At 68.2% G+C, this 12029-nt stretch carries 10 protein-coding genes; 6 read left to right on the top strand and 4 right to left on the bottom strand.

Features of this window, described 5'->3' with window-relative positions; all coding sequences use genetic code 11:
- Positions 1 to 123: 123 nt before the first annotated feature.
- The 6 genes from ACFVJ5_RS33580 (at position 124) to ACFVJ5_RS33605 (ending at position 7306) form a co-directional block, all read left to right on the top strand.
- Positions 124 to 909 (top strand): hypothetical protein, encoded by a 786-nt coding sequence (locus ACFVJ5_RS33580; RefSeq protein WP_378636463.1) that lies wholly within the window; start codon positions 124 to 126, stop codon positions 907 to 909.
- Positions 906 to 1991 carry a hypothetical protein gene (locus ACFVJ5_RS33585; RefSeq protein WP_379226458.1) on the top strand — a complete coding sequence of 362 codons (1086 nt, stop codon included), beginning with the start codon at positions 906 to 908 and terminating at the stop codon, positions 1989 to 1991. Before ACFVJ5_RS33580 ends, ACFVJ5_RS33585 begins: the two co-directional genes overlap by 4 nt.
- Positions 1988 to 3469, top strand: coding sequence for a hypothetical protein (locus tag ACFVJ5_RS33590; RefSeq protein ID WP_379226460.1), 1482 nt, complete (start codon positions 1988 to 1990; stop codon positions 3467 to 3469). The genes ACFVJ5_RS33585 and ACFVJ5_RS33590 overlap by 4 nt, the downstream gene beginning before the upstream one ends.
- Complete coding sequence (locus ACFVJ5_RS33595) at positions 3466 to 4770, top strand: AAA domain-containing protein (protein WP_379226462.1); 1305 nt, start codon at positions 3466 to 3468, stop codon at positions 4768 to 4770. The genes ACFVJ5_RS33590 and ACFVJ5_RS33595 overlap by 4 nt, the downstream gene beginning before the upstream one ends.
- 185 nt (positions 4771 to 4955) lie before the next feature.
- Positions 4956 to 6935: a nitrate- and nitrite sensing domain-containing protein gene (locus ACFVJ5_RS33600; RefSeq protein ID WP_379226464.1), complete on the top strand. Its 1980-nt coding sequence runs from the start codon at positions 4956 to 4958 to the stop codon at positions 6933 to 6935.
- Positions 6932 to 7306: a DUF742 domain-containing protein gene (locus ACFVJ5_RS33605; protein ID WP_379226466.1), complete on the top strand. Its 375-nt coding sequence runs from the start codon at positions 6932 to 6934 to the stop codon at positions 7304 to 7306. The genes ACFVJ5_RS33600 and ACFVJ5_RS33605 overlap by 4 nt, the downstream gene beginning before the upstream one ends.
- A 9-nt stretch (positions 7307 to 7315) precedes the next feature.
- Here the strand turns inward: ACFVJ5_RS33605 and ACFVJ5_RS33610 are convergent, their stop codons facing one another.
- The 4 genes from ACFVJ5_RS33610 to ACFVJ5_RS33625 form a co-directional block, all read right to left on the bottom strand.
- The gene (locus ACFVJ5_RS33610; RefSeq protein ID WP_379226468.1) at positions 7316 to 8779 is read right to left on the bottom strand and encodes an MFS transporter; all 1464 of its coding nucleotides are present in this window, start codon (positions 8777 to 8779) and stop codon (positions 7316 to 7318) included.
- Between the two features lie 132 nt (positions 8780 to 8911).
- Positions 8912 to 9379 carry a MarR family winged helix-turn-helix transcriptional regulator gene (locus ACFVJ5_RS33615; protein ID WP_379226470.1) on the bottom strand — a complete coding sequence of 156 codons (468 nt, stop codon included), beginning with the start codon at positions 9377 to 9379 and terminating at the stop codon, positions 8912 to 8914.
- A 97-nt stretch (positions 9380 to 9476) separates the two neighbouring features.
- Positions 9477 to 11432, bottom strand: coding sequence for a GMC family oxidoreductase (locus tag ACFVJ5_RS33620; RefSeq protein WP_379226472.1), 1956 nt, complete (start codon positions 11430 to 11432; stop codon positions 9477 to 9479).
- Positions 11433 to 11545: 113 nt separating this feature from the next.
- A complete protein-coding gene (locus ACFVJ5_RS33625) occupies positions 11546 to 12010 on the bottom strand; it encodes a carboxypeptidase-like regulatory domain-containing protein (RefSeq protein ID WP_379226474.1) in 465 nt (154 codons plus the stop codon).
- Positions 12011 to 12029: the final 19 nt, after the last annotated feature.

Raw genomic sequence — 12029 nt, forward strand, 5'->3', positions numbered from 1 at the left:
CGGTCGCTATCGGTGCTCGCATCACGAGTCCGGGTGTGCGGGTGTGCGGCACTTCGGTTCGGCTGCTCCGGAAATACTGGGAATTACTGGACAATACTGGTAGCTGTGGATACGCTCCGACTCGTGACGGACTCGGCCGAGGAGCTGGAGGTGCGCATCTCCGGTTTGCGGGCCGAGGTGCGACGGGCGGCCGCCGGTGGGGATCGGGCCGGGGCAAGGCAATTGCGCGCCGAACTACGCAGGGCCGAGTTGGCCTGGGACGCGGCGGTTCTCGGTTCGATGCCGGAAGAGGCGTCGGAGGCGCCGGGGGTGCCGGTGCGTGAACACGTGCATCGCGCGTTGACCTTGCTGTCGGTGCCGTCGTCGCCGAAATTGGTGCTCGCTACCCATGACGCGTTCTTCTCCGGCGAGCTGCTGCCCGCCCGGCTGACGAGCCTGCGCCGTGACGAGGAACGGTCCTTCCGGTCGGCGCCGTACGCCCGCCCGTACTACCTGTGCGCGGCGCTCACCACGGATCTGCTCGCCCCCGCGCGCGGTCTGATGGCGGTGAGTTCGTGGCCACTGGAACGGCGGATGGTCGGCCCGTTGAGTCCACGGGTCGGGCTGCTGGTGTCGGCTATTCGCTTGGCCGAACATCTTTCGGCGCAGCCTGCGGGGGAAACGTCGGGTTTGCGCGTACTGTGGCGGCTCGCCGTGTCGATTCCTGGCATCTCCACCGCCCCGGATTCGCTCGACCCGGCGAAGGTGATCGAGGCCGCGCGGCGTGAGCTCGCGGTGCACGAGGACGAGGACGCGAGGCAGCGCAATTCGGCCGCGCGTCGGGCGGCGGATCAGCTGGCGGATCCGGCCGCACAACTATTCGGTGTTCGGCTCGGCGTAGCCGATCGGCGACGAATCGAGGTGAAATGAGCACTCTCGCAGCACAGTTGGACGAGTTGCGCGGCGAAGCGCCCGCGACCAGGCACAATGCCCGCACCATCGCCGCGCTGACGGCCAATCCCGGATGTGCCCGCCGCGCCCTGCTCGACGCGGCCGCGGTGGACAAGACCGTGATCGCCCAATCGCTGGGATTCCCGCCACAATTCGGTCAGTCCCAGTTCGCCATTACGCGCGGCAACGCTTTCGAGGCGATGGTGAAGGCGAACGGTTGCGCGGAACTGCTCGCCCTGTTGCGTGACAAACTCGGACTCACGATTCCCGAAGTCGCCTACCATGACCTGAATTCGGTGGGGGAGAACACCGGCAACGCGGTGCGCTATCAACGCACCAGGCAATTGTTGAAGAGCGCGATCGCGGCGGGCGACGGCACCCTGTTCGACCACCCCATGCTGCGCCTCGATATCGCCGGTGCGACGGCCTATCTGGAACCCGATGTGGTGGCCGTGCAATTGGACGGCAAGTTCCATGTGGTGGAGGTCAAGGCCTTCCCGGTGATCGACGGGCAGGCCGATCCGGCGCAGGTGGCGGCCGCCGCGCGGCAGTCCGCGGTGTACGTGATCGCCTTGCGCGAGCTGATGGCCGAGATCGGCGAGTCACCGGAGATCGTGTCGCACAATGTGATTCTGGTCTGCGCGAAGGATTTCTCGAATCGCCCGACCGCCGAACTCGTCGATCTGCGCAAGCAACTCGCCACGGTCTCGCGCCAATTGACCAGGCTCACCGCGATTCCCGACCTGCTCGACCTGCTGCCGCCCGAGGCCACCTTCGCGCCGGGGGAGAACCTCGAGAAGACGATCGCCGCGATCCCGGCTCGCTACGCCCCCGAGTGCATGTCGAGCTGCGAGCTCGCGTTCGCCTGCCGCGACGAGGCCCGCACCTGCGGTTCGGTGGATGCGCTGGGCCGTGGGGTGTGTGATGTGGTCGGTGGCATCGAGAACATTCACACGGTCCTCGGCCTGGCCGACGGGACATTGGAACCCGGCCCCGAGCACACCGACATCACCGCCATGCTGCGGACCGCCCATCGGCTGCGGTGGGAGATCGCCGGATGAGCGTCCTGGCGGCCCTGGCCAAGGCCGAGGCCGTGCGGGCGGGCCGTGCGCAGGCGACCGCGGCGGTGCGCCATCTCCACCTCGCCGAGCGGCCGCTGGTCGCGGTGCCGTTGCGGCTGGCGGGGGAGGCGGCGGCGCCGGTCGCGATCATGATCGGCACCTCGGCAGGCGACCAGAACGTGCTGACGGTGCCACAGCCGCGCGACCGCGTGTTGCGGTTGCGGTTCATCGAGCAACTGGCTGATGTTGTGCTGCCCTATCTCTCGACATTTCTCGTCGAGACCGAGGAACTCACCAGCAAGGCGGGTGAGACCTACACGCGGTGTCTCGACGCACCCCAGATGTGGACACCGAACCCCGGCGGCGTGAATTTCCTGAAGCTGCTGGGGCGTTCGGTGCGGTTTCACCGGATCGATGGGGACAACCCTGTGCCGGAGTCGATTCCGCTGCTCGGGCGCTGGCTCACCTGGTTCGGTGATCGCGCCGAACATCCAGGTTCGGCGGTGTTGCCCGCGATGACAACGGCGCTGTCGTCGCATTGGGCATCGGGCCAGTCCACGCTCGAAGACGGCAATCTCGCGGCCCTGCTCGGCTGGATCGATCCGCCGCCCGGATTGACCGGCGCGGAAGCCGCTGCCCTGGCAGAGGATCCGTTGCTGTCGCCGCCCGCGGGTCCGGCCACCGATCCCGGATTCGACAACGAGGAACTCGCGCCGCTGATCGCCGCCTACAACGCCGCACTCGACGACTCCGCCAGATCTGTCGCGGCCGAACGGCTCGAGCGCTCGCTGCGCGGTCAGCTCGAGCCCACCTGGCAGCTGATGTGGCGTTCGATCGAGCTGCTGAGCGCACTGCCCGAAGGCGCCAGCGTCGAGAACCGGTGGACCGATGATCGCGGTGCGTTCTCCCGCTTCGCCGCCGATGTCGCGGAGGGGATTCCGCAGGCCCGCCGCGATTCCGCCGTTCCCGCGGTGCGCAGACTGCTGGAGCGGGAACGGGCGCTGGAAGCCTTGCAGGGGCAGTGCGCTTTCGACGATCCGCTGCGCATGCTCGAGCACCGTGTCAGCGGAGCGGCTTTCCGTGGCACCGTCACCCACAGCGAGCCGGAACGCCTCGATCGTTCGGGATCGCGCCCGAAACTGCGTCCGCACATCCACATTCGCACCACCGACCCGTTCGTCGCCGTGACCGGGGAGGAACTGACCTGCGTCGAGCGGCCGAAACAGTCGGGGCTCGTCGTCGAGATCGACGGTGACACGATCGTTCTCGAACTGTCCGGCGGGATGGGGCGCAAACTCGTCGCCGAGCCGGGCAGTGTCCCCGAGGAAGGCGATGACCTCGGTTTCGCCCGCTTCAAACCGACACCGTTCAACGGGATGCTGAATCTGCCCGCGCGCGAGGAGACTCCGTGGACCCACGGCGGTCCGCCGCCGGAGTGGACCCCGCCTGCCGACGAGGAAGGGGACGAACTCCAGTGACCACACCGGACGAGGCCGTCGCGGGAATTCTCACCGACCTGCGCGACGAGAGCCATCGCGCGATCGTCGTCGACTCCCCACCGGGAGCGGGCAAGTCGACGCTGGTCGTGCGCGCGGCTCGCCAGCTCGCCGAGGACGGCGATCAGCGGATGATCGTCGCCCAGACCAACGAGCAGGTCGACGACCTCATCGACCGGTTGGCCGCCGCCGACCCCGCACTGCGGATCGGGCGGCTGTCCAGCGCGGCCTACGTCGTGAGCGATCGGGTGGACCGGCACGGCAATGTCCGGGTCGCCAAGCAACCCGGCGACCTCGCCGACCGCACCATCGTCATCGGCACCGCGGCCAAGTGGGCCACCATCACCGAGGGCAGCTGGTCGCACGCGATCATCGACGAGGCGTACCAGATGCGCTCGGACATGTTGTTGCGCATCGCGAATCGGTTCGATCGCGGCCTGTTCGTCGGCGACCCGGGACAGCTCGACCCCTTCGCGACCGTCGAAACCGCGCGCTGGGCCGGTCTCACCTGGGATCCGACGATGAGCGCGGTCAGCGTGATGCTGGCCAACAACGAACACATCCCCACCCATCGGCTGCCCGTGTCCTGGCGGCTGCCCGCCACCGCCGCACCCGTGGTGTCGAAAGCGTTCTACCCCTTCACCGAATTCCAGTCCGGCACCGGATTCGGGGACCGGCGCATGGATTTCACGACCCGCGGCCTGGGTGGGCCGGTCGACGCGGTACTGGAGGAGGCGGCCGAATCCGGCTGGGGCTGGTACGAATTGCCTGCCCGGCACACCCTGCGAACCGACCGTGACGCCGTCGCCGCGATCGCCGCGATCGCGGCCCGGCTGATCGAGCGCGGCGCCACCGCCCACTCCGAATCCGGCAGTCACCCCGTGACCACCGATCGGGTCGCGATCGGCACCGCGCACCGCGACCAGGCCGACGCCATCCGCACCGCCTTGCGCGGCACCCGCGCCGAACCCGTCACCGTCGATACCGCCAACCGCCTCCAGGGCCGCGAATACGACGTCACCCTTGTGCTGCACCCACTCTCGGGCCGCCGCGACGCCAGCGCCTTCCACCTGGAGGCGGGCCGACTGTGTGTGCTGGCCTCCCGGCACCGCCACGCCTGCATCCTGGTCGGCCGCGCGGGCATCCCCGAACTCCTCGACGCCCACCCCTCCGCGGACCCGGTGCACCTCGGGGTGCCGGTGAAGTTCCCCGACGGCTGGGAGGCGAATCAAGCGGTGCTGAGTCATCTGTCGAGCCATCGGGTGCGTGCGGCGGCGCTATAAACCGCACCCTGTTCAGATGCTGCGAGTTTGCCTGATACACCATATGTTTCGACAATTCGCGACATCGCGCGCACGCTCGGGCCGTCGGTTAGTCTCACGGCGAGACACGCGTGGTGGGTGGCCCATTAGCGGCACCGGCACGCAGCGGGGCGCCGGGGCGTTCCGGGGAGCGGAAAGATTTCAGATTGAAGATCAGGCGTACCGGTGTTCGCGGCCGGGTCAGTGTGCGTATCCGGCTGTTGTCGATGGTGCTCATCTCCAGTGTCATGCTGTTGGTGGTCGGTGGTGGCGGAGCTGTCTATCTGGTGAATTCGGCCAGGGATTCCACCGAATGGGCCGAATTGGCGAGCAGTACCACCGCGCCCGCGATTCTCATGGTGTCGGCATTCCAGGAAGAGCGCAGGCTGTCGCTGTTGCGGCTGGCCGGTGACGTGTCGTCGGCACCCGCGCTGGCCACGGCCAAGCAACGTTCCGACGAGGCGCTCGCGGCGGTGATCGCGAAAGGCGACGCGGCTCGCGCGCTGAATCCCGATGGTTCTCGGGAGGATATCGAGGGATACAACAAGCTGTTCGCCATGGTGCCGACCGTGCGCACCGGTGTGGAATTCCTGCGGATTTCCGCCGACGAGGTATTCGGGTTCTACACCGGGGTGATCGGCACGATCATCGCCGCGTCGATGCTGGCCGCCCGGGTCGCGCCCGAGGCCGGGGTCGGCATCGAACTGGGCTATGCCGTAGAACAATTGCGTGCGGCGGAGGCGCTGTCACAAGCCGACTCTCTCGGGTCCGTCGCAGTGACCACGGGCGAGATGAGCGCTGCCCAGTTGGTCGATTTCGGCCGTCGGGTCGGCGAATTCCGTGGCGAGGCAGCCTATTCCGCGACCATTCTGAAAGGCCGCCGCCTGGCGCAGCTGTCCGAGATCACCGCCGGTGCGCAGTGGCAGCGGGTGATCGCGATGCAGGACGCCATCTTGTTGCGCGGACCGATATCCGTACGCGACGGGGAGGCCGGACTCCCGATCGGTCTGGCCGACTGGCAGGACGCGTCGAAGCACGTGGGCCTCGCCTTGCAGAAACTGTGGGAGGACCAGAGCGGCGACGCGCACGTCATCGCCAGACAGCAGGGCGAACGCGACACCGACAGCGCGCTGCTCGGCGGCGCGCTGATCACGCTCGCCGCGGTCGCCGCGTTCCTCATCGCGCTGGTGATGGCGAATCGGTTCATCGCGCGGATGCACCGATTGCGCCACGACACCCTCGAACTCGCCGACGAGCGGCTGCCGGCGGTGATGCGCCGGGTCGCGACGGGGGAGACCGTCGACACCGCGGCGGAGGGTTCGAGCCTGGACTTCGGTACCGACGAGCTCGGCCAGGTGGCCGCGGCGTTCAACCGCGCCCACGTGGCCGCGATGTCGGCCGCCGTCGCCGAGGCGCAGACCAAGGCGGGGATCAGCACGGTCTTCCTCGACATCGCGCACCGCAGCCAGGTGGTGGTGCACCGGCAGCTCGCGCTGCTCGACCGCGCCGAGCGCGACGAGAGCAACGCCGATCAGCTCGATCTGCTGTTCCAGCTCGACCATCTGGCCACCCGTGCCCGGCGCAACGCCGAGAATCTCATCATCCTCGGCGGCGAACAGCCGGGCCGTCGGTGGCGCAAGCCGGTCCCGCTGCTCGAGCTGGTGCGTGGCGCGATCGCGGAAAGCCTGGACTACACCAGGATCGCGGCCAAGCAGATGCCGGATGTGCGCGTCTCCGGGCATGCCGTCGCCGACGTGATCCACCTGCTCGCCGAGCTGATGGACAACGCGACCGCCTTCTCCCCACCCGAGACCCAGGTGGCGGTGTCGGGGATCGTGGTCGGTCGTGGGGTCGCGGTGGAGATCATCGACCAGGGTCTGGGCATGTCGGAAACCGATGTGGCCGAACGCAACGCGATGCTGGCCGACCCACCCGCGTTCAGCGTGGGCACGCTGGCCGGAACCTCGCGGCTCGGATTGTTCGTCGTGGCCACGCTGGCGGGCAGGCACGGCATCTCGGTGCGGCTGTCGGAATCGGTGTACGGCGGCATGCGGGTCGTGGTGCTGATCCCGTCGGCGCTGGCCGAGGCGTCCGATCCCGAGTCGGCGATCTCGGGCCAGTTCCCCGCCGTCTCGCCGCGACCATGAGCGACGAGCGCGAACACTGGTACGAGGACGAGGCGGGTCCGCTGGTGCGCCTCTACGCCGTCACCGGCGGGCGCGCCAAGGCGCAGCGCCCCGACCTCGAGCTCACCACCCTGCTCGTCGACGCGCGCTCGGGTGCCCGCTCACGTCTGCTCGCGCCCGAATACGACGCGATCGTCGAGTTGTGCCGTACGCCACTGTCGGTCGCGGAGGTCTCCGCCCACCTGCACCTACCCCTGACCTCGACGAAACTGCTCATCGGCGACCTGATCGACGAGGGCCGACTCCACGCTCGGGCGCCACGAAACCAGGTGAGCACCGCCCCGGACTTGGACGTCCTACGGGCGGTGCTCGCCGGGATCAAACGGTCCTAGGCCGGGTCGTCAGGCTTTCGCCACCGATACCGGCTGGGTCGACAGTGTCGCGAGTTCGGTATCGAGATCGGTGGGCTCGGCCGGTCGGCGCGGAATGGTCATCGCGATACCGGCCGCCACGAGCGCTACAGCGGCGCCGATCAGCAGGCCGACATGGAACCCGGCCTCCGACGGCACGGCGTGCCCGGCGAAGTCGGTCGTCATATTCGCCAGCACCACACCCACAACGGCGGCCGACACCGACGTACCGAGCGAGCGCATCAGCGTATTGATGCTGTTGGCGGAGGCGGTTTCCGACAGCGGCACCGCACCCATGATCAGGGCGGGCATGGCGCCGTAGGCCAGGCCGACACCGATGTTGGTGATGCAGACCATCGCCATCAGACCCCAGGTCGAACCCATCAGCACGGCCGACGAGCCATAGCCGATGGCGATGATCAGCGCCCCGACCGCGAGAGTGACCTTGGGTCCGCGTGCGGCCGACAGTTTCGCGCCCGTCGGTGACAACGCCATCATCATCAAGCCGCCCGGCGCCATCCACAGACCCATGCCCAGCATGGTTTGTCCCATGCCGTGACCGGTGGCAGCGGGCAGCTGCATCAACTGCGGCACGATCAGCGCCTGGCCGTACATGGCGAAGCCGACCAGGACCGAGGCGGCGTTGGTCAGCAGCACCTGCGGTCGCGCCGTGGTGCGCAGATCGACGAGCGGGTCGACGGTCCGCGATTCCCACCATCCCCACGCGGCCAGGGTCACCGCCGAAGCGGCGAACAGCCCGAGCGTGGTGGCACTGCTCCAGCCCCACCCGGCGCCCTTGGACACCGGAAGGAGCAGGAATACCAGTCCCGCGCCGAGTCCCACCGCGCCGACGAAATCGAAACGTCCACCCGCGTCACCGCGCTTCGCCTCGGCCGGAACCAGGGTCGCGATGAGTACCACGATCAGCGCGCTCAGCGCCGCCGCGGCCCAGAACAGGACCCGCCAGCTCGCATATTGCGCGACCGCGGCCGACACCGGCAGACCCAGCGCGCCACCGACCCCGAGCGACGCGCTCATGAGCGCGATCGAGGAACCCAGCCGCTCCGCGGGAAGCACATCGCGCATCAGGCTGATTCCCAACGGGATCAAGCCGACACCCATGCCTTGGATTCCGCGTCCGATCAGCATGGGGACCAGCGAGGAGGACATGGCGGCGACCGCGGCGCCCACGATCAGGAATCCACCGGAGACCAGCAGCATGCGGTGTTTTCCGTAGAGGTCGCCGAGCTTGCCTGCGACCGGGGTGAACACCGCTCCGACGAGCAGCGTCACCGTGATCACCCAGGAGGCGTTGGCAGCGCTGGTATGGAGCAGTTCCGGGAGCTGACCGATGATCGGCACCACCGCCGTCTGCGTAATCGCGGCGACGGTGCCGCCGAAGGCGAGGACGCCGACGACCACCCCGGGTCGTGCCGTCTTTTCCGAGATCCCCACGTACCGCTCCTATCGACAAACACGCAAGTTATGTACAGAGCACAAGATATGCATACTGCAATAGATGTGTATATTACACATCGCTGAACGTGCGAACCGGATCGAGGAATCGTGATGTAGGTCGCAGTTCCGCTAGTGATCCGCGGGCAGCGCCGCGAGCGGCCGTGGCCAGTACTCCCCTGACCGGCGTTCGATATCGGTGTTGAATCGTCGCAGGTAGCCGACGAATGCGGCGATATCCTCGGCCGGCCAGTCCTCGAGGATCGAGTCGAGGGCATCGACGATCAGGGCCCGTTCGGCATTCAACCGCCGCTCACCCTTGGATGTGACCCGAAACTTCCGCGCCATCCCGCCCTCGGGATCCGGAATCCGCTCGATCGCACCGGTCCGCATCATGGCGGCGGTCTGCCGATTGAGAGTCGAGGCATCCAAGCCCAGTGCGTCACTGAGCTGGCCGATGGACATCAGCCCACCCATCCGCAGCCTGCTCAGCAAGATATAGGCGCTGCGGTCCATGGCGTCGGGCCCGCGGCGCGATCTCAGGCTGTGGCGGCCCAGAAGCATGGTCTCGAACTCGACCAACTGCGTCGCCTTGTCCATCTCAGCCCTTTCCGCGAATTCGCACCTGCCCGGCCGCGGGCGGATCTATGACATGTGTACCCACCACACTACGTGTCCACTACATATCGGAGGACCACTAACCCAGCCGGGCCGCGAGCCGCTTCGCGTTCATGTAGCCGATCGCCTCGATGGTGACCATCGGGTTCACGCCGGGCGCGGTGGGGAAGCTCGACCCGTCGGCCACCACGATGTTCGGCACATCCCAGGTGGCGCCGTCCGGGTCGGTCGCCGAGAGCTCCGGCGTACCGCCCATCCTGGCCGAGCCCATGATGTGCAGGGCGCCCATCGAGCAGCGGCCGGGGCCGTAGCCCGCCTTCTTGGCCGCGGCGTCGAATTCGGCGAGCGAACCGCGGGTGCCGGGTTCGAAGGAGATGCCCGCCTGATGACCGGAATAGATCCGTTGCGCGCCCGCGGCTTCCAGGATGGAGGCGGCGCCGACGATGCCGGTGTGCAGGTGCGCGGCGTCGTAGTCGGACAGCTGGTATTTCACCACCGGTTCGCCGGACTTGTCGATCGAGACGCTGCCGGGGTCGCGGTCGCGGGTGATGATGCCGATCGAGTTCGTGCGCGCGAAATCGAGCATGGTGGCCCGATGTTGCGCCGCGCCGCGCCAGCTCATGAAGCCGGTGGCCAGACCGGGATGGACCGGGCCGGTCTCGTAGATCACGCCGTAGCCGTTGCCGTCGAGGTCGGCGTGGTGCCTGCTGATGCGCGCCTGCAACGCCCCTTCCCACGGGCGGACGTCGTCGTCGAAGACGCCGAAGACCGCCGCGGCCGGATGCAGGCGCAGATGCCGGCCGATGTTCTTGTTGCGCAAACCGGATCGTCGCAGCAGCGCCGGTGTCTGGATCGCGCCCGCGGCGACCACGACCGCCTTGGCGCGGACCGTGATCTCGACTCCGGAGGCGGTGACCGCCGAAACCGATTCGGCCCGACCCGCTTTGACGGTGATCGCGCGGACGTCGGCGTCGACCACCAGGCGCGCGCCGTGCTCGGCCGCATCGGCGAGCCAGGTCTTGGTCGCCGACTGCTTGGCGCCGAGGCGGCAGCCGTAACCACAACGCCCACACTCGATTCCGGCGTCACAGGCATCGCTGACATTGCGCGGCAGGGTATCGACATCCCAGCCGAGCGCACGCGCGCCGCGTTCGAGAATGCCGTCGCGCGCCGAGAGCGGCGACTTGCCGTCGGTGACGCTGATCCGCTTCTGTACGGCGGCCAGCGCGTCACCGAACTCGTCCTCGGCGAACTGCGGCACGCCGGTCTCGGCCCATTCGGCACGGACCGGGTCGGGTGTCGGCAGCGAGGTGCTCCAGTTGACCACGGTGCCGCCGCCGAGGCAGGTCCCCGCGACGAGGGTGATCTGGCCTTCCGCCGAGGCGGCGGGTCCCGGGGCGTACAGGCTGGTCAGCGCGTCGAGTTCGCCGTTGCCGAAATCCTGGTCGTCGTAATAGTTTCCGCGTTCGAGCACGATCACGTCGAGGCCGGCTTCGGCCAGCACCGCCGCGGCGGCGCCGCCACCGGCGCCGGAGCCGACCACCACGACATCGCACTCGAGCGCGGTGGATTCGGTGAACCGCAGCGGCGACAGCGGCGGCTTCGGGGCGGTGTCGAGTCGGCCGGCCGGCGCCGGGTAGCCGATCTCCGCCCACAGCGGATTCGTGCCGGTGGGACCGGGACTCACGTTGTAGGCGAGCAGGGAAGCCTGCTTGAGAGCCTGGAAGATCGCCCGGGCGGGGGCGAGGCCGGAGTCGGCCAGGCGCAGCAGGGCTGCCTCGCGCTGCTCCTGCGAGAGGGTGGAGAACCGGCGCAAGCCGCTGCCGGTGAACAGGCCGAAGAGGCGAGAATCCCACAGTCCCAGCAGCGTTGCCAGCTGCTTCTTCTCGGCTTCGCGCGGATTGCGCCCGAGGATCCGGAAGATCGTGTCGACCGCGCCGATGTCGGTCGCGGCGGGCAATCCGAGCCCGTCGCCAGGGAGAAACGTATCGCAGATCATGCCCAGCGCGGCCCGCTGTTCAGTTGTCGGTTCCATGCGGAAACCACCCCTTTTCAACTCTGGAGTGAGTTCTATCACGGGACACGCGACCGCGCTGGGGGTCAACAGGTTTCGGGCCGGGCGGTCACCGCCCGGCCCGACCGCCTAGATCAGTCGGCGGTGAATTGGATCGTTTTGAGCGACGGAGTCGACAGGTCGACATCGGCTTTGGTGACCGACTGCGTCGCCGAGTCGTTGCGGTAAGCGGTGAGCCGGTAGCGGCCGGGTTGTAGTCCGCGGAAACTCACCTGCCCGTTGGCGCCGGTGGACATGTGCCGGTGAATATTGTCGCCACACGCGTCGATGCCGGTGAGGACGATCTTTCCGCCCGCGATCGGCGTGCGGTTCTTCGCGGTGATCAGCACCGCGTCGATCTGGCCCGCGGCCACCGGGGTGGCCCCTCGGACTCCCTGGTTGTTCTGTCGTGCCTGTCTCGCCTCTTCGCAGGGCGCCGCGTCCTGCGCGATCGAGTCGTCGGCGCCGGGGTGCGCCCCCGCGCTGCCCACCACCGGCCCCATCAGAGCTGTTGTCGCCAATCCGATCGCCAAACACTGGGAAATGACAAACCGTGGCATCGCGCCGTCTTCCTCCTGC

This window comes from Nocardia sp. NPDC127606 (assembly GCF_042671725.1).
Classification (GTDB): Bacteria; Actinomycetota; Actinomycetes; order Mycobacteriales; family Mycobacteriaceae; genus Nocardia.

Bases quoted from the DNA above. Each gene is read 5' to 3' on its own strand.
- ACFVJ5_RS33620 (WP_379226472.1), bottom strand. From the start codon at position 11,432: ATGGAACCGACAACTGAACAGCGGGCCGCGCTGGGCATGATCTGCGAT.
- ACFVJ5_RS33605 (WP_379226466.1), top strand. From the start codon at position 6,932: ATGAGCGACGAGCGCGAACACTGGTACGAGGACGAGGCGGGTCCGCTG.
- ACFVJ5_RS33585 (WP_379226458.1), top strand. From the start codon at position 906: ATGAGCACTCTCGCAGCACAGTTGGACGAGTTGCGCGGCGAAGCGCCC.
- ACFVJ5_RS33590 (WP_379226460.1), top strand. From the start codon at position 1,988: ATGAGCGTCCTGGCGGCCCTGGCCAAGGCCGAGGCCGTGCGGGCGGGC.
- ACFVJ5_RS33615 (WP_379226470.1), bottom strand. From the start codon at position 9,379: ATGGACAAGGCGACGCAGTTGGTCGAGTTCGAGACCATGCTTCTGGGC.
- ACFVJ5_RS33625 (WP_379226474.1), bottom strand. From the start codon at position 12,010: ATGCCACGGTTTGTCATTTCCCAGTGTTTGGCGATCGGATTGGCGACA.